This window comes from Microbacterium sp. RG1 (assembly GCF_005347485.1).
Lineage (GTDB): Bacteria > Actinomycetota > Actinomycetes > Actinomycetales > Microbacteriaceae > Microbacterium > Microbacterium binotii_A.
Genome location: NZ_CP034121.1, coordinates 1,000,850 through 1,026,999, shown reverse-complemented (window position 1 = coordinate 1,026,999; position 26,150 = coordinate 1,000,850). Strand labels below are relative to the sequence as shown.

The following is a 26,150-nucleotide window of genomic DNA, read 5'->3' as shown; positions in this document are numbered from 1 at the left end:
TTGTCGGACGGATCGTCGCCGCGTGATGGCTTTCACGAGTGTAGATCCGCCTGTCTGCGATGCGGCCGGTCGGCGGCATCGACGGATACAACAACGCACCCCGCGGTTTTGGTCCCGCACCCGGCATCCGCCTCAGCGGCGGCGTGAGCGCAGCAGTCGCCCCCGCGTGCGCGTGGGAACGATGGGGATCGGACGGGTGACGATCGCGTCGACGACCATGGAGCCGCTGGTCGGGCCGACGACGGGGATGGGCGTGGTCTCGGGGGAGACGTGGTCCACGCGGGAGATCGGATCGTGGGCGAGACGGCGGTGGGCGCGCACATAGGCCGGGATCAGGACGACCACGGCTCCGAGCCATGCGAGCGGGTTGCTGAAGGCGACGCCGGCGAACCCGAATGCCGCCCCCAGCGCGATCGCGGCGCCCACCCGCATCACGAGTTCGATCACTCCTGTGACGGTGGGGATGACGGTGTGGCTCAGACCCTGGAGTGCACCGCGGAGCACGAACAGGATTCCGAGGAAGGTGTAGCTCGCGCCGTTGATGACGAGGTTGAGCGCGGCGAGATCGACGACCTGCGGCGCGGTGTCTCCGACGAAGAGGCGCACGATGGGGGCGCCGAACGCGATGAGCAGGCCGCCCAGTGCGACGGCCCCGGCGATGGCGAGCCAGGACGCCTGGCGCACGCCGGCGCGGATGCGGTCGGGACGGCCGCCGCCGAAGTTCTGCGCGACGAACATGGACACGGCCAGGCCGAGGGATTGCAGCAGCGCGACGGCGAGGCCGTCGACGCGCGCCGCGGCGGTGTACGCGGCGACCGCATCCGAGCCGAGCTCGTTCAGACGCACCTGCACCGCCAGCGTCCCGATCGCGATGATCGATGCCTGGAATCCCATCGGCAGTCCGAGTCGGAGGTGCAGCGAGATGTCGCCGCGGGTGATCCGCCAGTCGGCCCGGTTCAGGTGCAGGATCGGCACACGTCGGCGTACGTACGCGAGGCACAGCAGCACCGAAACGGCCTGCGAGACGACAGTCGCGACCGCTGCCCCCGCGACGCCCCAGCCGAGTGGGCCCACCATGAGCACGACGAGCCCGGCGTTGAGGAGGCACGCGACCGTCAGGAAGACGAGCGGGGTCCGTGCGTCGCCGATGGCGCGGATGGTGGCCGCGAGGTAGTTGAAGAACATCGTCGCCGCTGCGCCGAGAAAGCTGACCTGGGCGAAGACCGTCGCGTTGTCGAGCAGCTCCGGCGGAGTCTGCAGGATCTGGAGCAGCGGGCGCGACACGAGCGGCGCGCCGACCGTGAGGATGGCGCTGGTCGCTGCCGTCAGCACCGTGCCGGTGGCGACCGATCGCCGGACGGCGGCTCGATCGCCGGCGCCGAACGCCTGTGCCGTGGGAATGGCGAACCCCGAGGTCAGACCCCACGCGAACCCGATGAGCAGGAAGAGCAGGCTGCCCGTCGCGCCGACGGCCGCGAGCGCCTCCACGCCCAGCTCGCGTCCGACCACGATCGCGTCGACGACCTGGTAGAGCTGCTGCACCACGTTGCCGATGAGCAGGGGGACCGAGAAGAGGAGGATGACGCGCCACGGGCTGCCCGTGGTCAGTGAGGTGGACATGCGAAGAGCTCTCGAGATCGTGCGGGAAATGACGGCGGTTCACCGACCGCACCGGCCAGGATATCGAATCGATTCGAGGGTGCGCCAGTGGCGTGCGCGTCGCGGATGCGCGAGTGCTGCGCCCCCGGTTCGATCGGCCCCGCCTCGAGAAGCGTGCTCTAGCGTGAGGGCATGACCACCGATACTTCGTCGTTGACCACTGCCGAGCGGGCGACGCGGCTGCGCGAGCTGCACGCCGCATCCGAGATCCTGCGTGTCGTGAACGTGTGGGACGTCATCTCGGCGCGGGCGGTCCTCGCCCTGCCCGAGACGCGCGCGATCGCCACGGCCGGCCATTCGATCGCGGCGAGCTTCGGCTACGACGACGGCGCCATCCCGTTGGAGACGACGCTCGACATGGTCGCGCGGATCGTTCGGGTGGCGGGCGAGGTCCCCGTGACCGCAGACCTCGACGACGGTTACCAGGATCCGGGAGACGCCGTCCGTCGCGCCATCGGCGTGGGTGTCGTGGGGGCCAACGTCGAGGACCGGCTGCGGCCGCTCGACGAGGCCGTCGCGCGGGTTGCTGCGATCACGGCGGCGGGGGATGCGGAAGGGGTGCCGTTCGCTCTGAACGCCCGCACCGATGCGTTCGTCCGGGCGGGTGCGCGTCCCGTCGAGGAGTCCATCGCCGATGCGATCGAGCGCGGCCGCGCCTACCTCGACGCAGGTGCCGATGTGGTCTTCGTTCCCGGCATCCTGGACGCCGCGGTCACCCGCCGACTCGTCGAGGGGATCGGGGAGCGGAAGGTGAGCGTCATCGGACTTCCCGGTGCGCTCACCGCGGCCGAGTACGAGGCGCTCGGCGTCGCGCGGATCTCCTACGGACCCACCACACAACGCGTCGCGCTCACTGCGCTGCAGGATGTCGCGAAAGACCTGTACGCCGACGGATCCATCCCCGGCTCGACCCGCGCGCTGAACTGAGGAGCGTGCCGATCAGCGCCATGGGCGGGGTGGACGGGAGAGAAGGCGCGCGAGCCGAACTCGCCGCCCTCGCGCGCGACGCGAGGGGCTTCCGGGTCGCGGAGCTGCCCGCGCCGGCACCGACGGATCGGGCGGCGGCCGTCCTCATGCTGTTCGGCGTGCTCGATGCGCTTCCGGCGACCCGCGTCGCGGCCGACCGCGCCGTGTCGGTCGATCTCGATGTCCTGCTGCTGTCACGGGCAGCGACGCTGCGCGCCCATCCCGGTCAGGTGGCGTTCCCCGGAGGGCGCCTCGATGCCGGCGACGACGGCCCCGTCGCCGCGGCACTGCGCGAGGCGCAGGAGGAGACCGGTCTGGACCCCGCGGGGGTCGAGGTCCTCGGTGTTCTTCCCGCCGTGCCGCTCGCGTTCTCGCAACACGTCGTCACGCCCGTTCTGGCCTGGTGGCAAAGGCCTTCACCGGTGGGCGTCGTGGACGTCGCCGAGTCCGCGGCGGTCTTCCGCGCCCCAGTGGCGGATCTTCTCGACCCCGCTCGCCGTGGCGTCACCGTCGTCCGACGCGACGGGCGAGAGTGGCGCGGACCCGCCTTTGTCGTGGACGATGCCGCGGGGGAGTTCCTCGTCTGGGGTTTCACCGCCCTGCTGCTGGACGCCGTCTTCGATCGCCTCGGATGGACGGAGCCGTGGGATCGGACGCGGGAGTTCGCCCTGCCGGTGTGATGCGCCAGACTCGTCGCATGCCTCTGCCTCTGGACCTGCCCGACGGCGCGCAGTTGCGCGCCGCGCGCCCGGGTGACGAATCCGCGATCCTCGCCCGCATCCACGATCTCGCGCGGTACGAGAACGAACCGGATGCGGTCGTGAACACCAAGGACGCGCTCACGGAAGCGCTCTTCGGAGCCGAGCCACGGGTGTACGCGCATGTCGTGGAACGTGCCGGCGACATCGTGGGAATCGCGATCTGGTTCCTCACCTACTCCACCTGGACGGGTCGGCACGGCATCTGGCTGGAAGACCTCTTCGTGGCCGATTCGGAGCGCGGGGCCGGACTCGGCCGCGCGTTGATCCGTTCGCTGGCGGCGCTGTGCGTCGATCGGGGGTACACGCGTCTGGAATGGACGGTGTTGGACTGGAACGAGTCGGCGATCGCGTTCTACCGCTCTCTGGGCGCTGCGCCGATGGACGAGTGGACGACGCAGCGCCTCGCAGGCCAGGCGCTGCGTCGTCTCGGCGAGGGCTGATCCGCCTCAGCCGGTGCCCCGCACGTCGCGCAGGAACGCGGTGACATTGTCGCGGAGAGCGTCGATGCGCCTGTCGCGTGCCGCTTCGCGGTCGAAGCCGAGGTACGCGGAGGGCGGCAGGCGGCGTACATTGCGCGAACACTCGAAGCCCGCGCACAGGAGGGTGCCCACCGTGTCACCGCGTCGGCCAGCATCGCCGGCGCGACGTGCGACGAACAGCACGACGTCGTTCGGCAGCTCGACGTCGTTGCACCAGGCGCATTGCGCGCGCGAGCGCGGACGGGTATCGGCTTCTCGCAGAATCACCCCGACGGGTGTGCCATCCACCTCGGCCACCACGTAGCCGAGCTTGGGCTGCTTGGGATCGCGCCAGCCCAGGTAGTCGAGGCCGACCCACGACAGCGACTCGGGAGCAGGCGGAAGCGGAACGGCCCTGCGTTCACGCAGGGATGCATTGACGAAACTGGCCCGGATGCGGGCATCGTCCAACGGAATCATGAAAGTGCTTTCGTGTGCGTGCCGCCGAAGCGGCGGGGAACGTCGACGGTCGTCGACGGATGCGAGGAGTCCGCCAAGGGGACTCGACCCTCATCTGTCGCCGGCGCGATGCGCGCCGGAGACCCCCTGACGCCCCGTGGGCTGCATGTCACGAATCACGCCGACCACTGTACGCCGTCGCGCGGCAGCGGGCGCCGTACTCTGGAGAGGTGCTCAGTCGTGCCCGTCGACGCATCCTGTTCGCCGTCCTTGCAGACCTTCTGCTGGTCGTCGTCTTCTGCGCGATCGGTCGCGCGAGTCACGATGAGTCGCCGCTCGGAGGCCTTCTGGCCACGGCATGGCCGTTCGTCGTCGCACTCGCCGTCGGCTGGGGTGTCTCGCTCGGTTGGCGACGACCTTTCGCGGTGGTGCGCACAGGGGTGCCCGTGTGGGCGGTGACCGTCGCCTTGGGCATGTTGTTGCGGATGCTGGTCGGTCAGGGCGCAGCCCCCGCGTTCATCGTGGTGGCGGCGGTCACCCTTGCAGTGCTTCTGGTCGGTTGGCGCGCGCTGTGGGTGGGGCTCACGCGCCGGCGTGCGGCGTCGGCCATCGACGGATGAGAACATGAAGGCATGACCGAGAAGATCGCGCGATACGTCGACCACACGCTGCTCAAGCCCGAAGCCACGACGGCGGATGTCGCGGCGACGATCACGGAGGCCGCGGCCCTGGGCGCCTACAGCGTGTGCCTGTCTCCCTCGGTCCTGCCCGTGGATCTCCCGGACGGCCTGAAGCTCGCCGTGGTCGTGGGCTTCCCCAGCGGCAAGCACCACTCGCAGATCAAGGCGGCCGAGGCGGCGTTGGCCGCATCCGAAGGAGCCGACGAGATCGACATGGTGATCGATGTGGGCGCGGCGATCGAAGGTCGCTATGACGCGGTCGAGTCCGACATCCGCGCGGTGCGCGAGGCAGCGCCGTCGCCCGTGGTGCTCAAGGTCATCATCGAGTCGGCAGCGCTGAGCGATGAGGCCATCGTGGCGGTCTCGCAGGCTGCAGAGCGGGCGGGGGCGGACTTCGTCAAGACGTCCACGGGATTCCATCCCTCGGGCGGCGCGAGCGTGCACGCGGTGGAGCTCATGAAGCAGACGGTCGGCGACCGCCTCGAGGTGAAGGCATCGGGTGGCATCCGCACCCGGGAGGACGCCGAGGCGATGATCGCCGCCGGCGCCACGCGCCTCGGTCTCTCGAGCACGCGTGCCGTGGTCGAAGGCAGCCCGGCATCGGGCACGTACTGAGTCGCGCGGCAGGCGCCGCGGATCGATGACGCTGCGTGACGGCGCTGCTCGGGGCGCTGGATCGCGGTGCCCGGCTCTGATAGCCTTGATTGTCACTCGTGTGGCGCGCCCCTTGGTGCGCGCAGGGTGACAAGAAACCAGACAATCCGCTTCGACCGCCGCATACGCGTGCGCTCGAAGCCTGAGACCCCAATCCAACAAGGACTACCCACTACATGACTACCGCAACGACCGCCCCGGCCACCAAGCAGGTCGCGATCAACGACATCGGATCTGCCGAGGACTTCCTGGCCGCGGTCGAGAAGACCCTGAAGTTCTTCAACGACGGCGACCTCATCGAGGGCACCGTGGTGAAGATCGACCGCGACGAGGTCCTCCTCGACGTCGGGTACAAGACCGAGGGCGTCATCCCCTCGCGTGAGCTCTCCATCAAGCACGATGTGGACCCCAACGAGGTCGTCAACGTCGGCGACCACGTCGAGGCGCTGGTTCTCCAGAAGGAGGACAAGGAAGGTCGCCTCATCCTGTCCAAGAAGCGTGCGCAGTACGAGCGCGCGTGGGGCGACGTGGAGAAGATCAAGGAGAACGACGGCGTGGTCACCGGTCAGGTGATCGAGGTCGTCAAGGGTGGCCTCATCGTCGACATCGGCCTGCGTGGCTTCCTGCCCGCATCGCTCATCGAGCTGCGCCGCGTCCGCGACCTCACCCCGTACCTCGGTCAGGAGCTCGAGGCCAAGATCCTCGAGCTCGACAAGAACCGCAACAACGTGGTCCTGTCGCGCCGCGCTCTGCTCGAGCAGACGCAGTCGGAGTCGCGCTCCAACTTCCTCAACAACCTGCACAAGGGTCAGGTCCGCAAGGGCACGGTCTCGTCGATCGTCAACTTCGGTGCGTTCGTCGACCTGGGCGGCGTGGACGGCCTCGTGCACGTCTCCGAGCTCTCCTGGAAGCACATCGAGCACGCCTCCGAGGTGGTCGAGGTCGGCCAGGAGGTCACCGTCGAGATCCTCGAGGTCGACCTCGACCGCGAGCGCGTCTCGCTGTCGCTGAAGGCGACCCAGGAGGACCCGTGGCAGGTCTTCGCGCGTACCCACGCCATCGGCCAGGTCACGCCCGGTAAGGTCACCAAGCTCGTTCCGTTCGGTGCGTTCGTCCGCGTCGCAGACGGCATCGAGGGCCTCGTGCACATCTCCGAGCTGTCGGGCAAGCACGTCGAGCTGGCCGAGCAGGTCGTGTCGGTGGGCGAAGAGGTCTTCGTCAAGGTCATCGACATCGATCTCGAGCGTCGTCGTATCTCGCTCTCGCTCAAGCAGGCGAACGAGTCGGTCGACCCGTACGGCACCGAGTTCGACCCGGCTCTCTACGGCATGGTCACCGAGTACGACGAGAACGGCGAGTACAAGTACCCCGAGGGCTTCGACCCCGAGACCAACGCCTGGAAGGAAGGCTTCGACGCTCAGCGCGACGCCTGGGAGCAGGAGTACGCCGCTGCTCAGGGTCGCTGGGAAGCTCACAAGGCCGCCGTCATCAAGGCTCAGGAGGCGGAGGCCAACAACGTCGGCACCGTCGAGGCCAGCGGATCCTCCTCCTACTCGAGCGAGTCGGGCCCCGCGGGCACCCTCGCCGACGACGAGGCGCTCGCTGCTCTGCGCGAGAAGCTGTCGGGTCGTTGATCGACTGACATCCTCATGAGAGAGGGCCGGGATCTTCGGATCCCGGCCCTCTTCTCTGTCCAGAGACGCCGATAGGGTGGGCCCATGGCGGCGGAGCGAACGTTGGGCGTCGACGGGAGCAGGGGGGTGCCGCCCCGCCCCGGTCTGGTGCTCGCCGCTCTCGTCCTCGCTGCTCTGGTGTGCAACCTCAATCTCGCTGCCGCGAACATCGCCTTGCCGGAGATCGGCGACGACTTCGCTGCCGGCCAGACCGGTCTGAACCTCGTCGCGCTCGGGTGCTCCCTCGGTCTCGCGATGTCCGTCTTGTATCTCGGTGCACTCGCGGACCGGTACGGTCGCAAGCAGATGCTTCTGCTGGGGCTCGCACTCACCGTGCTCGCCAGCTTCGCGGCGGCTGCTGCCCCCTCGCTCGATTGGCTCATCGCGGCTCGCGTGTTCACCGGCGTCGCCGCGGGCATGGCCTACCCGACCACGCTGTCGTTGATCACTGCGCTCTGGTCGCGCGGACCGGCCCGTACCGGCGCGATCGCCCTGTGGTCCTCCGTCAGCGCGATGTCGGGAGTGCTGGGCGCGGTTGCCGCCGGTCTCGTGCTCGAGGTCTTCCACTGGCCGGCGGCCTTCCTGTTGGCCGCCCCCATCGCCGCCGTGGGGTTCGTGCTGGTCCTCGCCGTCGTCCCTTCCCACATCCGGGAGTCGACGGAACCCGTCGATCATGTCGGCGGCGTCTTGTCCGTGTTGGGGGTGGCCGCTCTCGTCGTCGGTGTCGGAATCGTCGCCGCACCAGAACAACGCCTCGCAGGCGGCGTCAGTCTTGCGCTGGCCATCGTTCTGCTCGTCTGCTTCGTGTGGCGGCAACGCGCGGCCGCGTCGCCTCTGTACGACCTCGCCATCGCCCGCCGTCGGATGTTCTGGGTTCCCGCGGTCGCGGGGATGATCGTCTTCGGATCGCTGATGGGGGCGATGTTCGTAGGCCAGCAGTTCCTTCAGAACATCCTGGGCTACGACACCCTCGAGGCGGGTCTTGCGGTCGTGCCGGCCGCGGCCGGACTGTTGCTTGCGGCGCCGGTGTCTGCGCGGATGGTCACGACTCGCGGCTCGAGGACGACCATGCTGGTCGGTTACGCCTTCGTGTTCGCAGGCTTCCTCACGACGCTGCTCTGGCGGGAGCACACGCCCTACTGGTTGATCGGCGTCGGCTTCTTCACGATCGGGGTCGGGGCGGGGTTCGCCATGACCCCCGCATCCCGCGCGCTCACCGACGCGACGCCGGTGCGGCGCGTGGGAATGGCATCCGCCACCTCGGACCTCCAACGCGACCTCGGAGGTTCGATCATGCAGGCTCTGCTCGGAGCCATTCTGGCGACCGGATTCGCCGGAGCGTTCGCTCGGGCCATCGCCGCCTCGCCGTCCGCCTCGCAGGCGTCCGGCGAGGTGCAGGCGGCGCTGCAGGCGTCTTTCGCCTCTGCGCTGCATGTCGCGGATCAGTTTCCGCAGTATCGCTCCGAGATCGTCTCAGCCGCCACCCAGAGCTTGGTCGACGGCGCTCTGTGGGCATATGCGGTGGGCGGGGTCGCCATTGTCTCCGGGGCCGTCCTCGTGCGTGTTCTCCTGCCGTCGCACAGCGGCGAGCACATTCTCATCGCGGAGTACGTGGCGGCCGACGCGGCCGATGACGCGCCGTCGTCGGCCCCCGCGGATCGGTGACGCTCCGTCGCTCACCTCGTCCAGGGGGCGCGCAGGCGGTGGGAGGTCGGCGTCGGACGCCGGGGCGCGATAACGTCGGACTCATGAGCAACAGCGACGCCGGCGACGCGTACCCCGTCGCCGAGCGTGTCGTCGACTCGCGGCGCATCCTGCGATGGATTCGCGGGTTCGGTCGTCATTTCGCGCTGCCGCCCTTCCTCGACACGGGTCGCGCGCGGACGACGGCGACGCTGCAGCTCAGTCTCGCCGCGGTCGTCCTCGTCTACGTCGTGATCGCGGTGCCCTGGGGTTACGCGGGCGATCTCGGTCTCTTCTGGTTGGGGGCCATCGTCGTGCTCGGCGCGGGCGGCGTCGCCTTGCTGGTTCCGTGGGCGAGGGTGTCCGCCTGGTGGATCATGGCCGTTCCGATCATCGATCTCCTGGGGATCGCCCTGCTCCGCCAGTCGCTGCCCTCCGGCGGGTTCGGTGTGCTCTTCTTCATCCCCGCCATCTGGCTCGCCATCTACTTCGGCATCGGCGGATATCTGGTCGGCGTCATCGTCGCGCCCACCGTGCTGGTGACCACCGCGATCGTCGACCCGCGGCAGGAAGTCGGCTACGTCACCTTCAGCCTGCCGCTGATGATCGTGGTCGTGGCGACCATCAGCCTCGCCCTCGGACGGCAGATGACGGCGCAGCGGCTGCTCTTCACCCGTCAGACCCGCACCATGGCCCGTACTCTGCGCCGCGCGCAGAAGCAGGAAGAGCTGTTGGCCGAGGTGCTGGACACGATCGACTTCGGAGTCATCCGGCTCGCCGCCGACGGCTCCACGACGGTCGCGAACGAGGCACATGCGAGGTTGCAGCGCGCGGCACGTCCCGCGGAGGCCGGCTCGGGCGGCGGTCACGCCGCCTTCGCGGCCGACGGCGTCACGCCCGTGGATCGACACGACACCCCGTTCGCGCGAGCGGCGCGCGGAGAGGTCTTCGACAACCAGATCGTATGGTTCGGAGGCGATGGCCCGCGTCGGCGGGCCCTCAGCGTGACGGCGCGGCGCACGCGCGCCGTGGACGGTTCGGACAACGGTGCGGTGATCGTCTCGCGCGACGTCACGGCCGAGCTCACGGCGCTGCGCGCGCGGGACTCGCTGGTCTCGTCGGTCTCGCACGAGCTCCGCACCCCGCTCACGTCGATCATCGGCTATCTCGAACTCGCCGTCGACGACCCGGAAGTGCCCGAACGTGCGCGCGGCTACCTCGATGTGGCAGAGCGGAACGTCTCGCGCTTGTTGGAGATCGTGTCCGACATCCTCACGGCGTCGAGCACGTCGGAGATGTCCGCGGACCTGACGATCTCGCAGCAGGATGTGGACATCGCCGACGTGGTGCGCGCGAGCGGCGAGTCCTGGGCGCCCGCAGCAGCGGAGCGCGCGATCGCGATCGACATGACGGGTGTGCGCCCTGCGCCCGCCTACGTCGATCCACTGCGGATGCGGCAGGTCATCGACAACCTCGTCAGCAACGCGGTCAAGTACAACCGCGACGGCGGGCGCGTGACGCTCAGCACGACCTCGGACGGGATCACGACGATGATCACGGTCACCGATACCGGTGTCGGGGTGTCCGAGAGCGACGTCGGCAGACTTTTCGAGCGCTTCTTCCGGGTCGCCGACACGTCGACGGGAACGGGACTGGGTCTCTCGATCAGCCGCGAACTCGTGCGTGCGCACGGTGGCGACATCATCGTCAGCAGTACGGCCGGCGTCGGTTCCACGTTCAGCGTGCAGCTTCCCGCCAGCGCCGAGTCCCTTGATGATCCCGACGCGATCGTCACGATCACCGGAACCGGCGCGGCGCGGCGCGAGGGGGACCAGCTCACATGACGCTCGATCCCATCACCGCGGGTATCTTCACCGCGACCGCGGTGGTCACCATCGCGGTGACCTACATCGCCACCACGCTCTCGCGGCGCTACAGCGGCGGGGCGCAGCTGTGGGGAATCGGCTTCCTGCTGCAGATCATCGCCGTCGTGTGCACCGTCGTGATCGGCCTGTTCGATGCCTCGGAATGGACGAGCGTGTGGGCGTTGGCCCTGGGCAACGCCGCCGCGGTCGGCGCAGCGGGCTGCGTCCTGATGGGATTCCGTGCCTACAACGGCGAGGAGGTCGCCGGTCCCTCGCTCATGGTCGTCTCCCTCGCCTTCCTCGTCGCGGCGGTCACGGTGGTCGAGAGACCGGTTGCGGGTGGGTACACGAGCGTCCTCTGGTACAGCCTCGCGATCGCGGGACTCTGCGTCGGCGCGATCATCCATGCCGTCGGCCCCAGGACGAGACCTCGCGTCGCGACCTGGGTCTTCGTCGGATCGACCACGCTCTTCGGCGCCTATCACGTGATGCGCGCGGTGGTCGTCATCACCGCGGGGGAGGACAGCGCCGTCTTCGCTGCGTGGTTCGGCCCGATCTCGCTCACCCTCGTCGTGCTGGTGCTCGGCACCGTGTCGTCCCTGACGCTCTTCATGCTCCGCGCCGTGCTGGTCAGCGACCAGCCCCCGGGCGGCTTCGCCGCCGTGGACGAGGTGCTCGCGGCATCCGCGTTCCTCGCGATGCTGCGGCGAATCCTCCGCCGAGCCGCGCATCGCACCGAACTCGTGGTGGTCATCGCCGTGATCGTCGAGGACGTGGGGGCGATCACCGCGTCGTTCGGGCAAGAGGTCGCCGAGGCCACCACTCGTGTGCTGAGGTCGGCGGTGCGTGAGTTCGCGTCGCCCGTGGCGGCCGTAGGGGCCACAGACGATCGGACCATCATCCTCGTCGCCACGACGGCGTCCAGCCCTTCCGATGCGCGGCGTCAGGCGGGTCTCATCTACCGTGGCGTGATCGAACGCTTCGTGGACGCGCGCGGCATCGTGGTGCCGGGGGTGGGGGTCGGCGTCGCCCTCAGCCAGACGCTGGGCTACGGACCCGAGGTGCTCGTGGAGGCGGCCACGATCGCCGCCGTCGAGGCATCCGAGAGCGATGAGACCTCTGTGGTCTTCGCGCAGGCTCGGGGCCTGGGTGCTCCTGCGTTCCCCGCGGAGCCGACGGAGCGATAGTGTCCACGATATGCACAGCGATGCTGCTCCCGCCCGAGGGAGAGGCGTACGCGGACTCCTGCACACGAGCCTCGCCGCACCGCGGGGTTCTCGTGTGTCCGCAGTCCGGGGGCGCACTGCCGTCCTGAACCAGCTCGTGCTGTGCGCACTCGTGCTGATCGTGGCCACCATCGGGGTCGTGTCATCGACGCTGCGCAATCAAAGCCTGTTCCTCGTCGGGGTCGTGATCATCTTCGGTGTCGGCATGGCGACCCTGGCCATACCGTGGACCCGCGTCCCGCGTGTGGCGCTCTATCTCCTGCCTATCGCCGACATCGCGGGCATCGCAGTGATCCGCGTCGCCGAGCCCATGAGCGGGCTCGGACTGATGTGGGTCTTTCCCGCGATGTGGCTCGCCTCTCTGGGCGTCGTCGGCTTCGTCATCCAGTTCGTGATCATCACGGGCGCGTACACGGTGATCGTGGTCTCCGGGGGCACGACCGTCTGGGGATACACGACGTTCCTGCTCCCCGCCGCCGTTCTCGCGGTCGCGACGACCACGTTCATCTCCTCGCGTCGTCAGCGCGCGCAGGCACACCTGCTCGAGAAGCAGGCAGCGCTGCTCAGCGGTGCGCTGCAGCGCGCACAGCGCCAGGAGGAGCTCGTCATCGATGTCCTCGACGCCGTGGACTTCGGAGTGCTGCGCATCGCCCCCGACGGAACCGTGTCCGTGGTGAACGAGGCGCTGGGTCGGTTTCAGAACACGATCCCCGGATTCGGCTCCCGCAGCAAGGAGATCGAGAACGCGTATCGTGCCGACGGCGCGACCCCCTTACCTCGCGCGGAACGCCCGCTGCTCCGCGCGCTGGCGGGCGAGGTGTTCGACAATCAGGTGGTCTGGTTCGGCCATCCGGACGAACGCCGTCACGCCATGAGCATCACCGTGCGGCGCATGCACGACGCCGACGGCGGGGATGCGGGTGCTGTGCTGATCGCGCGGGACGTCACCCCCGAGATGACGGCGATGCGCGCTCGCGACCGGCTCGTCGCCTCCGTCTCGCACGAGCTGCGAACGCCCCTCACATCCGTGCTCGGTTATCTCGATCTCGCGCTGGACACGCTCGATGATCCGGAACAGGCGCGCCATTCGCTCGAGATCGCGGCGCGAAACGGTGAACGACTTCTGGAGATCGTCGCCGACATCCTCGCCGCGTCCAGCGCGTCGCGCCTGTCCATCGACATGACGATCTCACCCGAACCGATCGATGTCGCAGAGCTGGTGGCGGCGACGGCCGAAGCCTGGCGCCCGCGGGCGGCTGAGCGCGCGGTGACGATCGACACGTCCGGAATCGAGCCTGCCCGCGCGTTCGCCGATCCGCTGCGGCTCAGGCAGGTCATGGACAACCTCGTCAGCAATGCCGTCAAATACAACCGCGACGGCGGCGCCATCTTCCTCGGGTGCACCACCGACGGGGACTCGACGTGGATCCTCGTGCGTGACACCGGAACGGGCATCGCGGAGCCCGATCTCGGTCGACTGTTCGAACGATACTTCCGTGCGCGGACGGACGTCGAGGGAACCGGCCTGGGGCTGTCCATCAGCCGAGACATCGCGCGCGCCCACGGGGGTGACATCACGGTTCAGACGAGTCGCGGCCTGGGATCGACCTTCATGGTGCAGCTTCCCGCGGACGAGCGCCCGGCGACTGCGGTCGTGGTGCCCGGCGAGGAGACGGGCGATCGAGGATGAACGTCGATCTGTTCACCGCATCGTTGTTCACCGCACTCGTGGGCAACGTCGCCGGGGCCGTGTTCATCATCGACACGATCCTGCGCCGTGACCACGGTCCGGGCCGTATCTGGGCGATCGCCTTCCTGTGCGGGATGATCACGACCATCGCGTACAGCATGTGGGCGGCCGGCATCAGCGAGATGCTCACGATCTCGGTGGGGAACGCGCTCTTCGTGACGACGACGGCGGTGATGTGGCTCGGCTCTCGCAGCTTCAACCAGCGCCGGATCGGCTCGGCGACGGCGGTGACGTCGCTGGGTGCGCTGATCGTGGCAGGTGCCGTCGTGGTGGAAGGCCCCGATGGCGGCGACTGGGCGGGGTGGTTGACGATGGGGATCGGCCTGGTCGTGTTCTCGACCCTTGCCGCCTTCGAGACGCTCCGTGCACCGATGCGACGCTTCGGAACCGCCGCGGTGCTCGCCACCGTCTTCCTGGTGACGGCCGCGTTCTATCTGGCGCGCTGCGTGGTCTTCGTCGTCGCGGGCCCCGGAAGCTCCCTCTTCCTCGAGGTATTCGGTTCGGCTGTGGCCAACTTCTTCACCGTCGGGCTGACCGTTGTCGCAGTCGTCGTCCTTTCGGTGCTGAGGGCGGCGCAGGTCGAGCTGCGCTCATTCGCGTGGATGAGCAGTAGGGGCGTCAACTCTGACGGCATCCTGCTGGCGGCGACGCTGCGCACAGCGATGGCAGACGTCATCGAGCGCGCCCGATGGCGTGGTGAGCTGGTGTCGACCGTCGCCGTGCGCGTGGCGGATCTCTCAGAGATCCGCACGGCGTTCGGCGCAGACGTCGCGGGCGATGTGCTGCAGCACTGGCGCCGGAGCGTGCGTCGGTACGCGCCGTCGTTCGCCCTCGTCGGCGAGGACGGAGCGGACGCGCTGATCGTCGTCACGCGCGCGGCGACCGCGGCGGAGGCGCGGAGACAGGCCGCCGTGATCTATCGCGGGGTCCTGGAGGCGCTCGGCGCCGTGAGCCGGGCGGTCATCCCCTCCGTCGGCGTCGGGGTCGCGCTGACGGAGACCGTCGGCTATCGAACGGAGGCCCTGGTGCAGTCTGCACGCCTGGCGGCTGATCAGTCCGCGACGAGCGTCGAGTCGTCCGTGCTGTTCGGCGGTCTGTCGGAGGCGGAGCAGAATCCGGAGTGACGTCGTGGCATGCTCGAGGAATGCCTCTTATCGCACTCACCGGCGGGATCGCGTCCGGCAAATCGACCATCGCGCGTCGTCTCGCCGAGCTCGGCGCGGTCGTCGTCGATGCCGATGCGATCGTGCGTGAGGTGCAGACGGCGGGTTCTCCGGTGCTGGAGCGGATCGCGGCCGAGTTCGGGCCCGCGGTCATCCTGGGCGACGGTTCACTGGATCGTGCCGCCTTGGGCGCCATAATCTTCTCCGATGAGGCGGCGAGGGAACGTCTGAACGCCATCGTGCATCCTGCGGTGCGACGAGCCTCGTCCGAACGATTCGCGCGGGCCTTCGCGGACGACCCCGATGCGGTGGTCGTTTACGACGTGCCGCTCTTGGTGGAGGCGCGTGTCGACGATCCGTGGGAGTCGATCGTCGTCGCTCACGCGCCGGCCTCGGTGCGTGAGCGCCGGCTCGTGGAGCTGCGCGGCGCGAGCGAGCACGACGCCCGGGCGCGGATCGACGCCCAGGTCTCGGACGAGGAGCGCCTCGCGGTCGCCGATGTGGTGATCGATACGTCGGGTTCGCTCGCGGAAACGCTCGCCCAGACCGACGAGCTGTGGGAGCGCCTGCGAGGCTGACGGCCCCGATGTCGGTGGGCCCGCCTACGCTGGAACGGTGCAGACCACACGATCCGTTCGCCCTTTCGAGGTCGTCAGCGAGTACGTCCCCTCCGGCGACCAGCCCGCAGCGATCGCCGACCTCGCCGCCCGTATCAACGCCGGCGAGACCGACGTGGTGCTGCTGGGCGCCACAGGCACAGGAAAGTCCGCCACGACCGCCTGGCTGATCGAGCAGGTGCAGCGTCCGACTCTCGTTCTCGCCCACAACAAGACGCTCGCCGCCCAGCTCGCCAACGAGTTCCGCGAGCTCATGCCGCACAACGCGGTCGAGTACTTCGTGTCGTACTACGACTACTACCAGCCTGAGGCGTACGTCCCGCAGACCGATACGTTCATCGAGAAGGACTCCTCGATCAACGCCGAGGTGGAGCGTCTGCGTCACTCCACCACGAACTCCCTGCTCAGCAGACGGGATGTCGTGGTGGTTTCCACGGTCTCGTGCATCTACGGTCTCGGTGCACCCGAGGAGTATCTGCGCGCCATGGTGGCACTCCAGGTGGGGGAGCGCTACGACCGCGATGCCCTCATCCGGCAGTTCATCGCGATGCAGTACAACCGCAACGACGTCGACTTCTCACGCGGTAACTTCCGCGTCCGCGGTGACACGATCGAGATCATCCCGGTCTACGAGGAGTACGCCATCCGCATCGAGCTCTTCGGCGACGAGATCGAGGCGCTGTACACCCTGCACCCGCTGACAGGCGAGATCGTCGAGCGGATGGACTCTGTGCCGATCTTCCCCGCGTCGCATTACGTCGCGGGGACGGATGTGGTGCAGCGCGCGATCGGCACGATCGAGACCGAGCTGGCCGAGCGGTTGAAGGAGTTCGAGTCTCAGGGCAAGCTGCTGGAGGCCCAGAGGCTGCGCATGCGCACGACTTTCGACCTCGAGATGCTGCAGCAGCTCGGGTTCTGCTCCGGCATCGAGAACTACTCGCGGCACATGGACGGCCGCGCCCCGGGGGAGCCCCCGCACACGCTGCTCGACTTCTTCCCGGACGACTTCCTCCTCGTGATCGACGAGTCGCACGTGACGGTGCCGCAGATCGGAGCGATGTACGAGGGCGATGCGTCGCGCAAGCGCACACTCGTGGAGCACGGTTTCCGACTGCCTTCGGCGATGGACAACCGTCCGCTGCGGTGGGACGAGTTCAAGAACCGCGTCGGCCAGACGGTCTACCTCTCGGCGACACCCGGTCGATACGAGATGGGTATCGCCGACGGCGTGGTGGAGCAGATCATCCGCCCCACCGGCCTCGTCGACCCCGAGATCGTGGTCAAGCCCTCCAAGGGGCAGATCGACGACCTGCTGGAAGAGATCCGGCTCCGGGTGGAGCGTGACGAACGCGTGCTGGTGACGACGCTGACCAAGAAGATGGCGGAGGAGCTCACCGACTTCCTCGGCGAGCACGGCGTCCGCGTGAGGTATCTGCACTCCGACGTCGACACGCTGCGACGTGTGGAGCTGCTCAGCGAGTTGCGGGCCGGCGTGTACGACGTGCTCGTGGGTATCAACCTGCTGCGCGAGGGTCTCGACCTGCCTGAGGTCTCGTTGGTGTCGATCCTCGACGCCGACAAGGAGGGGTTCCTGCGCAGCGGAACATCATTGATCCAGACGATCGGCCGCGCCGCGCGCAACGTGTCCGGCCAGGTGCACATGTACGCCGACAAGATCACCGATTCGATGCGGAACGCGATCGATGAGACCGAGCGGCGCCGCGAGAAGCAGATCGCGTACAACACGGCGAATGGCATCGACCCGCAGCCCCTGCGCAAGAAGATCGCCGACATCACCGACGCGCTGATCCGTGAGGGCGCCGACACGAAAGCGATGCTCTCTCGCGATCCCAAGGGCAAGGGCAAGTCGCCCACGCCGAATCTGCGCCGTGAGGGTATCGCGGCCGAAGGCGCCGCGCAGCTCGAAGCGACGATCTCCGACCTGTCCGATCAGATGCTCGCGGCGGCTTCGGAACTGAAGTTCGAACTCGCCGCACGACTGCGTGACGAGGTGCAGGATCTGAAGAAGGAGCTCCGCGCGATGGAGCGCGCCGGTCACGCGTGATCGGGGCGTGCTGCGGGCTGCGTGTGTCGACGTGCTGCGGGCCGATCAGGTGGCGCGAGGGGCGCCAGTCGTTCAGGGGCAGTGCATGATCGGCTTCGGCCCGGAGCGGTCGAACGTGTGCGTCGACATCGGCGCGCCGCACAGCGGGCATGGGCGTTCGGTGCGCACCGGCTCGGGGGCCGTCTCGTAGGGACCCACGGATGCCGGACCCGCCGCACGGATCAGGGTGCGATTGATCCAGGCGTACCAGCCGCCTGCCTCGCGCACGCGCTCTCGCAGTGGCGGACGAGGTTTGTTGTGTGCCATAACCATTAGTGTACTAATGAATCTGTAGGATGGAGCGATGACCGACGATCTGCTCCGACTCGAGAACCAGCTCTGCTTCGCCCTGGTGACCGCGGCGCGCAACGTCGTCGCCATCTACCGGCCCGTGCTGGAACCGCTCGGTCTCACGCACCCGCAGTACCTCGTGCTGCTCGCCCTGTGGGAGCGATCGCCGCGCACTCTGGGGGAGTTGGCCGAGGAGCTGGCGATGGAGCCGGCGACGCTGTCGCCGCTGCTGAAGCGTCTCGAGGCGCAGGGGAGGGTCACCCGCGCGCGTCGCGTCGACGACGAGCGCGTCCTGGAGATCGGTCTCACCGACGGCGGCCGCGAACTCCGCGACGCCGCGGTCCGGGTGCCGCAACAGATCATGGCGCGCGTGGGCATGGATGCCGCGCAGCTGGCGGCGCTGCGCGACGCACTCGCCCCCTTCGCCGGCCGACGTCCCGAGCTCTGAGCGCGCGTCCGTACACGATCGTGCGCTCTCGGCGAAGCTCGGAGCCCGTGTCCGTGGCCCTGCCTAGACTTGCGTGGTGCCCATTTCGCCTGTCTCCGAACTCGCCCACGACGCCGGAACTCTCAGTGTCCGTGGCGCCCGGGTCCACAACCTGCGCGGCGTCGACCTCGACATCCCCCGCGACTGCCTCGTCGTCTTCACGGGCCTTTCCGGGTCCGGCAAGTCGAGTCTCGCGTTCGACACGATCTTCGCCGAGGGGCAGCGTCGTTACGTCGAATCGCTGAGCTCGTACGCGCGTCAGTTCCTGGGACAGGTGGATCGCCCCGACGTCGACTTCATCGAGGGGTTGAGTCCCGCGGTGTCGATCGATCAGAAGTCCACCAACCGCAACCCCCGCTCGACGGTCGGCACGATCACCGAGATCCACGACTACATGCGCCTGCTCTGGGCGCGTATCGGTGTCCCGCACTGTCCCGAGTGCGGCGAGGTCATCCAGCGTCAGACGGTCCAGCAGATCGCGGACCAGCTGATGACGCTGCCCGAACGCACGCGCTACCAGATCGTGGCGCCCGTGGTCACGCAGAAGAAGGGGGAGTTCGTCGACCTCTTCAAGGAGCTGAGTGCGAAGGGGTACGCGCGGGCCGTCGTCGACGGCGAGCTCGTCCAGCTCTCGGAGCCGCCCACGCTGAAGAAGAGCTACAAGCACGACATCGCGGTCGTCGTCGACCGGCTCGTCGCCAGCGCCGACATCCTCTCTCGCGTCACGGACTCGGTCGAGACGGCTCTCGGTCTCGCCGGTGGCGTGATGCAGGTGAACTTCGTCGACGAAGAGGGCGACGACGCATGGCAGAACTTCAGCGAGAAGCTCGCGTGCCCGAACGGTCACCCCCTCCAGCTCACCGAGATCGAGCCGCGGACGTTCTCGTTCAACGCTCCGTTCGGCGCGTGCCCGACCTGCTCGGGTCTCGGCACGCGGATGTCGGTCGACGTCGAGCTCATGCTCGGCGACGAAGACCTCTCCATCCGCGAGGGTGTGCTCGTGCCGTGGACGACGCAGGGCAAGGGGCTGTTCCAGTACTACGAACGCCTGCTCGAAGGGCTCTCGTCCGACCTCGGATTCTCGCTCGACACGCCCTGGCGCAAGCTCCCGCAGGACGTCAAGGATGCGGTGCTGCACGGCGACAACTTCAAGGTGTCCGTCAAGTGGAAGAACCGCTACGGCCGCGAGATGCGCTACACCTCGGGATTCGAGGGCGTGGTTCCCTATATCGAGCGTCAGTACCAGCAAGCGGAGTCCGACAGCGCGCGGCAGCGGTGGGGCGAGTACCTCCGCGAGGTTCCGTGCCCGGTCTGCGACGGCACGCGCTTGAAGCCCGAGGTGCTCGCGGTCAAGGTGCACGGCCACTCGATCGCCGACGCCTCCAGCCTCAGCCTCATCGACGCGCAGGGCTTCTTCGACGGCCTCGAGCTGACGGATCGAGAGGCGAAGATCGCCGCCGCCGTGCTGCGCGAGATCCGTGCCCGTCTGAACTTCCTCATTCAGGTCGGGCTCACGTACCTGAGTCTGTCGCGCGCGGCGGGCTCCCTCTCCGGCGGTGAAGCACAGCGCATCCGGCTCGCGACGCAGATCGGCTCCGGCCTCACGGGCGTGCTCTATGTGCTGGACGAGCCCTCGATCGGTCTGCATCAGCGTGACAACCGTCGGCTCATCGAGACGCTGCTGGCGCTCAAGAACCTCGGTAACACGCTCATCGTCGTCGAGCACGACGAGGAGACCATTCAGGCTGCGGACTGGATCGTCGACATCGGCCCGCGCGCGGGCGTCGAGGGCGGACGCGTGGTGCACTCCGGCACGTACCCGCAGCTCCTCGAGGAACCCGAGTCGCTCACCGCTGCCTACCTCTCCGGTCGACGCTCCATCGCCGTGCCGACCAAGCGTCGCAAGATCGACAAGAAGCGCCAGATCTCGGTCGTGGGCGCGCGCGAGAACAACCTCAAGAACGTCACGGCGACATTCCCCCTGGGCGTGCTGACCGCCGTCACCGGCGTCAGCGGCTCCGGCAAATCGTCGCTCGTCAACGGAATCCTCTACGAGGTGCTCGCGTCGCGGCTCAACGGGGCGCGCCGCGTTCCCGGAAAGCACACGCGGGTGACCGGTCTGGAGAACCTGGACAAGGTCGTGCACGTCGATCAGGCCCCGATCGGTCGTACGCCGCGATCGAACCCGGCCACCTACACGGGGGTGTTCGACCGCATCCGGACGCTGTTCGCGGAGACTCTCGAAGCCAAAGCGCGCGGCTATCAGGCCGGACGCTTCAGCTTCAACGTCAAGGGCGGGCGCTGCGAGGCGTGCTCTGGTGACGGCACGATCAAGATCGAGATGAACTTCCTTCCCGACGTGTACGTCGACTGCGAGGTGTGCCACGGTCAGCGCTACAACCGCGACACGCTCACAGTGCACTACAAGGGCAAGAACATCGCCGAGGTCCTGCAGATGCCGATCGCCGAGGCCGCCGAGTTCTTCGAGCCGATCCAGGCCATCCATCGCTATCTCAAGACGCTCGTCGATGTGGGACTCGGTTATGTCCGTCTCGGGCAGTCGGCCACGACGCTGTCGGGCGGTGAGGCGCAGCGGGTGAAGCTCGCGACCGAGCTTCAGCGCCGCTCGAACGGGCGCAGCATCTACGTGCTCGACGAGCCGACGACGGGACTGCACTTCGAAGATGTGAGCCGACTCCTCGAGGTGCTGAACAGCCTCGTCGACAAGGGCAACACCGTCATCGTGATCGAGCACAACCTCGACGTGATCAAGTCGGCCGACTGGGTGATCGACCTCGGCCCCGAGGGCGGTTCCGGCGGAGGGACGATCGTTGCGACCGGCACGCCGGAGCAGGTCGCCCAGGTGCCCGAGAGCCACACCGGCGCGTTCCTCGCGGAGGTGCTGGGCGTCGCCGAGCAGCGCAAGGCCGGCTGAGCGTGCTGCCCTATCGCCCCAAGCAGGGGGAGATCCCCACGAGTCCGGGGGTCTATCGCTTCCGTGACGCCGAGGGCCGCATCCTCTACGTCGGCAAGGCGAAGAACCTGCGCGCGCGGCTGTCGAACTACTTCGCTCCACTGCACACCCTGCACGAGCGCACGCGCCGCATGGTCACGACCGCGACATCGGTCGAGTGGACCGTCGTCGGCAGCGACGTCGAGGCGTTGCAACTGGAATACATGTGGATCCAGGAGTTCTCGCCGACGTTCAACGTGCGTTACAAGGACGACAAGTCCTACCCGTACATGGCGATCACCCTGGCGGATGAGGCGCCACGGGTCATCGTCACGCGCAACCGTCGGATCAAGGGCGCCAAGTACTTCGGGCCGTACCCGAAGGTCTGGGCCGTGCACGACGTGATCGACCTGATGATCAAGGTCTTCCCGATCCGGACGTGTTCGGATGCGTCGTACAAGAAGGCGATGGCGACGGGACGCCCCTGCTTCCCCGGGCAGATCGGCCGCTGCGGCGGTCCGTGCTCCATGAAGGTCACGATCGAGGAGCATCGCGCGATCGTCGACGATTTCATCGCCTTCATGGCCGGCGGAGATCAGCGCTTCGCGCGGGCCCTGACCGCCCGGATGCGCGAGGCCGCCGCAGCGATGGACTACGAGGCCGCCGCCGGGTACCGCGACAAACTGCAAGCGATCGAGGCCGTGCTGGGCAAGAGCGCGTTGGTGCTCTCCGACGACACGGATGCCGATCTCTTCGGCATCGCCGAGGACGAGTTGGCCGCCGCGGTGCAGCACTTCGTCGTCCGGGGTGGACGCGTGCGCGGTGTGCGGGCGACCACGATCGAGAAGGAGATCGACATCTCCGGCGCCGAGCTCGTGGACCAGGTCCTCCAGCGGACGTACGGGGATGCGGCCGCCACCGACATCCCGAAGCAGGTGCTCGTGCCGGCCCTTCCGGATGACGTGACGGAACTCGAGCAGTGGTTGCGGGACAAGCGCGGCAAGAACGTCACGATCCAAGTCGCCCAGCGCGGCGGAAAAGCCGATCTCATGCGCACCGCGACCCTCAACGCGCAGCAGGCGCTCATGCTCCACAAGACGCGGCGCACGAGCGACTACGTCGCCCGGACGCAGGCGCTGACCGACCTCCAGGAGGCGCTGGGGCTCGCGACGGCGCCGTTGCGCATCGAGTGCTTCGACGTATCGCATCTTGCCGGCACCAATGTGGTGGCGTCCATGGTCGTGTTCGAGGACGGCCTGCCGCGCAAAGACCAGTACCGGTCCTTCTCGGTTGCGGAGACGACGGATGACACGGACTCGCTGTACCAGGTCCTGACCCGGCGCCTCGCCCACCTCGATCGGCCCGAGGACGCCGACGACGTCGAGATCGCCGCGGCGGCGATCGACCCCGAACAGGCATCCGCCGACGGCGAAGTCGCGACCGTGCGCAAGCGTCCGAGGTTCGCCTACCCGCCCCAACTGCTGATCGTGGACGGCGGCCAGCCCCAGGTCGCGGCCGCTGCACGGGCGCTCGAGGAGTCCGGTCACACCGAGATCGCGCTGTGCGGCATCGCCAAGCGACTGGAGGAGATCTGGCTGCCCGGGGAGGAATACCCCGTCATCCTGCCCCGTACCTCCGAGGCGCTCTATCTCGTTCAGCGCCTGCGCGACGAGGCGCACCGGTTCGCGATCACGCACCAGCGCAAACGCCGTCGCCGGGACATCTCCAGTGTGCTGGAGGAGGTGCCCGGTCTCGGTGCCGCGCGCATCCGGGCTCTGCTTCGTCACTTCGGCTCGGTCACGGCACTGCGCGGAGCGACCGTGGAGCAGATCGCCGAACTCCCCGGCATCGGGCCGAAGCTCGCGACGGCTGTGCATGAGCACCTGACGAGTCGATAGTCTGGGCGAGGCGAACAGGGGAGAGGGATGACGGACCCGGATACGGCGAACACCGGCGAGGTGCTGATCGTCACCGGCATGTCGGGCGCGGGGCGCTCGACCGTCGCGAACGCTCTCGAAGACCTCGATTGGTACGTGGTCGACAACCTCCCTCCCCAGATGCTGCGTCCGTTGCTCGAGCTGTCAGAGCTGGCCGGGGGCGCGGTTCCACGAGTCGCCGTTGTCGTCGACGTACGCGGGCGGGAGCTGTTCGGGCGCGTGCCCGAGATCGCCGACGCTCTTCGCGCGCATCGACGGCTGCGCATCGTCTTCCTCGACGCCAGCGACGAGGTGCTGGTGCGGAGGTTCGAGGCCGTGCGGCGGCCGCATCCGCTGCAGAGCACGGGGACGATCGTCGATGGGATCCACCGCGAGCGTCAGCGCCTGGCGCCGTTGCGCGAGAGCGCCGATCTGATCATCGACACCTCGTCGTACAACATCCACCAGCTCACCACGCGAGTGGCAGAGCTGTTCTCCGCCGAGGGAAGTCCGTTGCACACCGTTTCGGTGATGAGCTTCGGGTTCAAGTACGGCCTTCCGGTGGATGCGGATCTCGTCGCCGATATGCGCTTCCTGCCCAATCCATACTGGACCGACGAGCTGCGCTCGCTCACCGGGGAGGACGAGGCTGTGCGCGATTTCGTGCTCTCGCAGCCCGGAGCGCGCGAGTTCCTGGACGCGTACACGGCGGCGTTGGCTCCCGTCATCGCCGGGTATCAGCGGGAGAACAAGCGGCACTCGATCATCGCGATCGGCTGCACGGGCGGCAAGCACCGGTCCGTCGTCATGGCGCGGGAGATCGCTGCACGATTGTCCGAGATGCCGGATGTGGCCGTCGGCGTCACACATCGGGACCTGGGGCGAGAGTAGGCTGGAACGTCGTCCCGTTCCCCATTCCCACAAGGAGTACCGTGCCGCTGACCGCCGATGTGAAGGCCGAACTGATCGCCGGTCGCGATCCGCGTCCGAGTGCCCGAGTGGCCGAGTTGACCGCCATCCTGCGGTTCGCCGGCGGGCTTCACGCGATCGCGGGTCGCGTCGCCGTCGAGGCGGAGGTCGATTCCGAGGCCCTCGCGCGACGTGTGGCCCGTGAACTGGTCGACCTGTACGGTGTGCGGCCCGAGCTCGCGCACGTGCAGGGGACTTCCGCACGTCCGGGGACCACGTATGCGGTGCGTGTGATCGACGGCGGTGAGACCCTCGCCCGTCAGACGGGTCTGCTCGACCAGCGACGCCGCCAGGTGCGCGGGTTGCCGAACCGGCTCACCACCGGTGCCCGCCACGACCTCGCCGCCATCTGGCGAGGTGCGTTCCTCGCGGCGGGGAGCCTCAGCGACCCCGGCCGTTCCGCGGCGCTCGAGATCGCGTGTCCGTCCGGTGAGGCCGCGATGGCCCTGGTCGGCGCCGCCCACCGCATCGGGATCGCCGCCAAGGCGCGCGAGGTGCGCGGCCTCCCGCGCGTGGTCGTTCGCGAAGGCGACGCGATCCGGGCCGTGCTGCACGAGATGGGCGCGCGTCGTGCAGCTCAGGAGTGGGAGCAGTTGCGGCAGCGCCGCGAGGTCCGTGCGGGGGTCAACCGCCTCGTGAACTTCGACGACGCCAACCTGCGTCGCTCCGCTCAGGCCGCCGTCGCCGCGTGCGCACGCGTCGAGCGCGCGCTCGAGATCCTCGGAGACACCGTGCCCGAGCATCTGCGCGCGGCCGGCGAGCTCCGTCTCGCGCACCGCGATGCGAGCCTGGACGAGCTCGGCCACCATGCCGACCCGCCGTTGACCAAGGATGCTGTCGCCGGCCGCATCCGCCGCCTGCTCGCGATGGCCGACAAGAAGGCCGAGACCGAGGGACTGCCGGACACCGAGTCCGCCGTGCCCGCCGCCGCGAAGGACTGATCAGTCCCACGCGGAGTCGTCATCCAAGGAATCAACCCCTGCCTGGCGCGGTTCTCCCTCAGTAGGATGAAGGCGTCATCCCCGCATCGCCGAGGCGTTCGGCGCTGCGCCCGACAGGAGGAAGAGAACATGGCGAAGTACACGCTGCCCGAGCTCCCTTACGACTATGCCGCGCTCGAGCCGAGCATCAGCGCGACGATCATGGAGCTGCACCACAGCAAGCATCACCAGGCCTACGTCACCGGCGCGAACACCGCGCTGGAGCAGCTGGCGGAGGCCCGCGACAGCGGAAACCTCGCGAACGTGAACAAGCTCGAGAAGGACCTCGCGTTCAACCTCGGCGGTCACACCAACCACTCGATCTTCTGGACGAACCTCTCGCCCAACGGCGGCGACAAGCCGACCGGCGAGCTCGAGGCCGCCATCGACGACCACTTCGGGTCGTTCGACAAGTTCCAGGCCCACTTCACGGCCGCGGCTCTCGGCGTGCAGGGCTCCGGCTGGGCGGGTCTGTTCTGGGATTCGATCGGTGAGAACCTCATCATCCAGCAGTTCTTCGACCAGCAGTCCCAGTTCGCCGCGGGCAGCGTTCCGCTCCTGCTGCTGGACGTCTGGGAGCACGCGTACTACCTCGATTACAAGAACGTCCGCGCCGACTACGTGAAGGCGTTCTGGAACATCGCCGACTGGTCCAACGTCCAGTCCCGCTTTGTTACGGCGCGAGAGAAGACGGCAGGCCTGCTGGTAGGGTCATGATCAGGTGAGGATGCCTCGGAGCCCTCGCCGTGCGGGGGCTCCGGCATCCCCCTCTCCGAGTCGATGCGCACCCACGCACGGCTCACCCCGGGAGGACAACCCGGGATGGAAAAGGCGCT

22 protein-coding genes are annotated in these 26,150 nt (G+C 68.3%); 19 read left to right on the top strand and 3 right to left on the bottom strand.

The features are described from left to right. Positions 1-132: 132 nt before the first annotated feature. Complete coding sequence (locus EHF32_RS04895; RefSeq protein WP_137417080.1) at positions 133-1,620, bottom strand: MATE family efflux transporter; 1,488 nt, start codon at positions 1,618-1,620, stop codon at positions 133-135. Between the two features lie 171 nt (positions 1,621-1,791). On the opposite strand from EHF32_RS04895, the gene EHF32_RS04890 reads away from it, so the two are divergent. Genes EHF32_RS04890 through EHF32_RS04880 form a run of 3 tightly spaced genes read left to right on the top strand, consistent with a single transcriptional unit; the run spans position 1,792 to position 3,826 of the window. Further along, positions 1,792-2,586, top strand: coding sequence for an isocitrate lyase/PEP mutase family protein (locus tag EHF32_RS04890; protein ID WP_137417079.1), 795 nt, complete (start codon positions 1,792-1,794; stop codon positions 2,584-2,586). A gap of 20 nt (positions 2,587-2,606) precedes the next feature. After that, positions 2,607-3,305, top strand: coding sequence for an NUDIX hydrolase (locus tag EHF32_RS04885; protein WP_137419123.1), 699 nt, complete (start codon positions 2,607-2,609; stop codon positions 3,303-3,305). Between the two features lie 17 nt (positions 3,306-3,322). Continuing rightward, on the top strand, positions 3,323-3,826 hold the full coding sequence (locus EHF32_RS04880; RefSeq protein ID WP_137417078.1) for a GNAT family N-acetyltransferase: 504 nt from the start codon (positions 3,323-3,325) through the stop codon (positions 3,824-3,826). A 6-nt stretch (positions 3,827-3,832) separates the two neighbouring features. Here EHF32_RS04880 and EHF32_RS04875 read toward each other — a convergent pair whose 3' ends face one another. After that, positions 3,833-4,324: an FBP domain-containing protein gene (locus EHF32_RS04875; protein ID WP_137417077.1), complete on the bottom strand. Its 492-nt coding sequence runs from the start codon at positions 4,322-4,324 to the stop codon at positions 3,833-3,835. Positions 4,325-4,533: 209 nt separating this feature from the next. Between EHF32_RS04875 and EHF32_RS04870 the strand changes: the two genes are divergently transcribed. The 10 genes from EHF32_RS04870 (at position 4,534) to uvrB (ending at position 17,679) form a co-directional block, all read left to right on the top strand. After that, positions 4,534-4,923, top strand: a complete 390-nt coding sequence (locus EHF32_RS04870) for a DUF3054 domain-containing protein (protein ID WP_238343794.1) — start codon at positions 4,534-4,536, stop codon at positions 4,921-4,923. A 12-nt stretch (positions 4,924-4,935) separates the two neighbouring features. Beyond that, positions 4,936-5,598 (top strand): deoxyribose-phosphate aldolase, encoded by a 663-nt coding sequence (deoC, locus tag EHF32_RS04865; RefSeq protein WP_137417076.1) that lies wholly within the window; start codon positions 4,936-4,938, stop codon positions 5,596-5,598. Positions 5,599-5,813: 215 nt separating this feature from the next. Continuing rightward, positions 5,814-7,271, top strand: coding sequence for a 30S ribosomal protein S1 (rpsA, locus tag EHF32_RS04860; protein WP_137417075.1), 1,458 nt, complete (start codon positions 5,814-5,816; stop codon positions 7,269-7,271). 84 nt (positions 7,272-7,355) lie between these two features. After that, positions 7,356-8,975: an MFS transporter gene (locus EHF32_RS04855; protein WP_137417074.1), complete on the top strand. Its 1,620-nt coding sequence runs from the start codon at positions 7,356-7,358 to the stop codon at positions 8,973-8,975. Positions 8,976-9,058: 83 nt separating this feature from the next. Beyond that, positions 9,059-10,837, top strand: coding sequence for a sensor histidine kinase (locus EHF32_RS04850; RefSeq protein ID WP_137417073.1), 1,779 nt, complete (start codon positions 9,059-9,061; stop codon positions 10,835-10,837). After that, positions 10,834-12,045 carry a hypothetical protein gene (locus tag EHF32_RS04845; RefSeq protein ID WP_137417072.1) on the top strand — a complete coding sequence of 404 codons (1,212 nt, stop codon included), beginning with the start codon at positions 10,834-10,836 and terminating at the stop codon, positions 12,043-12,045. Before EHF32_RS04850 ends, EHF32_RS04845 begins: the two co-directional genes overlap by 4 nt. Positions 12,046-12,139: 94 nt before the next feature. Then, positions 12,140-13,774 carry a sensor histidine kinase gene (locus EHF32_RS04840; protein WP_238343793.1) on the top strand — a complete coding sequence of 545 codons (1,635 nt, stop codon included), beginning with the start codon at positions 12,140-12,142 and terminating at the stop codon, positions 13,772-13,774. Beyond that, on the top strand, positions 13,771-14,958 hold the full coding sequence (locus EHF32_RS04835; protein WP_137417070.1) for a diguanylate cyclase: 1,188 nt from the start codon (positions 13,771-13,773) through the stop codon (positions 14,956-14,958). The genes EHF32_RS04840 and EHF32_RS04835 overlap by 4 nt, the downstream gene beginning before the upstream one ends. Before the next feature lie 20 nt (positions 14,959-14,978). Continuing rightward, positions 14,979-15,575, top strand: a complete 597-nt coding sequence (coaE, locus tag EHF32_RS04830) for a dephospho-CoA kinase (protein ID WP_137417069.1) — start codon at positions 14,979-14,981, stop codon at positions 15,573-15,575. Positions 15,576-15,612: 37 nt separating this feature from the next. Beyond that, the gene (gene uvrB, locus EHF32_RS04825) at positions 15,613-17,679 is read left to right on the top strand and encodes an excinuclease ABC subunit UvrB (protein ID WP_137417068.1); all 2,067 of its coding nucleotides are present in this window, start codon (positions 15,613-15,615) and stop codon (positions 17,677-17,679) included. A 72-nt stretch (positions 17,680-17,751) separates the two neighbouring features. Here the strand turns inward: uvrB and EHF32_RS04820 are convergent, their stop codons facing one another. Then, a complete protein-coding gene (locus EHF32_RS04820; protein ID WP_137417067.1) occupies positions 17,752-17,991 on the bottom strand; it encodes a hypothetical protein in 240 nt (79 codons plus the stop codon). 31 nt (positions 17,992-18,022) lie between these two features. Here EHF32_RS04820 and EHF32_RS04815 point away from each other — a divergent pair, with 31 nt between their 5' ends. The 6 genes from EHF32_RS04815 (at position 18,023) to EHF32_RS04790 (ending at position 26,031) form a co-directional block, all read left to right on the top strand. Next, positions 18,023-18,457, top strand: coding sequence for a MarR family winged helix-turn-helix transcriptional regulator (locus tag EHF32_RS04815; RefSeq protein ID WP_137417066.1), 435 nt, complete (start codon positions 18,023-18,025; stop codon positions 18,455-18,457). A gap of 76 nt (positions 18,458-18,533) precedes the next feature. Then, positions 18,534-21,431, top strand: coding sequence for an excinuclease ABC subunit UvrA (gene uvrA, locus EHF32_RS04810; protein ID WP_443189855.1), 2,898 nt, complete (start codon positions 18,534-18,536; stop codon positions 21,429-21,431). A gap of 2 nt (positions 21,432-21,433) precedes the next feature. Continuing rightward, complete coding sequence (gene uvrC / locus EHF32_RS04805; RefSeq protein WP_238343792.1) at positions 21,434-23,347, top strand: excinuclease ABC subunit UvrC; 1,914 nt, start codon at positions 21,434-21,436, stop codon at positions 23,345-23,347. Positions 23,348-23,374: 27 nt separating this feature from the next. Beyond that, positions 23,375-24,256, top strand: a complete 882-nt coding sequence (gene rapZ / locus EHF32_RS04800) for an RNase adapter RapZ (protein WP_137417064.1) — start codon at positions 23,375-23,377, stop codon at positions 24,254-24,256. A 41-nt stretch (positions 24,257-24,297) separates the two neighbouring features. Further along, complete coding sequence (whiA, locus tag EHF32_RS04795) at positions 24,298-25,275, top strand: DNA-binding protein WhiA (protein WP_137417063.1); 978 nt, start codon at positions 24,298-24,300, stop codon at positions 25,273-25,275. Positions 25,276-25,404: 129 nt separating this feature from the next. Then, positions 25,405-26,031 carry a superoxide dismutase gene (locus EHF32_RS04790; RefSeq protein ID WP_137417062.1) on the top strand — a complete coding sequence of 209 codons (627 nt, stop codon included), beginning with the start codon at positions 25,405-25,407 and terminating at the stop codon, positions 26,029-26,031. Positions 26,032-26,150 lie beyond the last annotated feature (119 nt).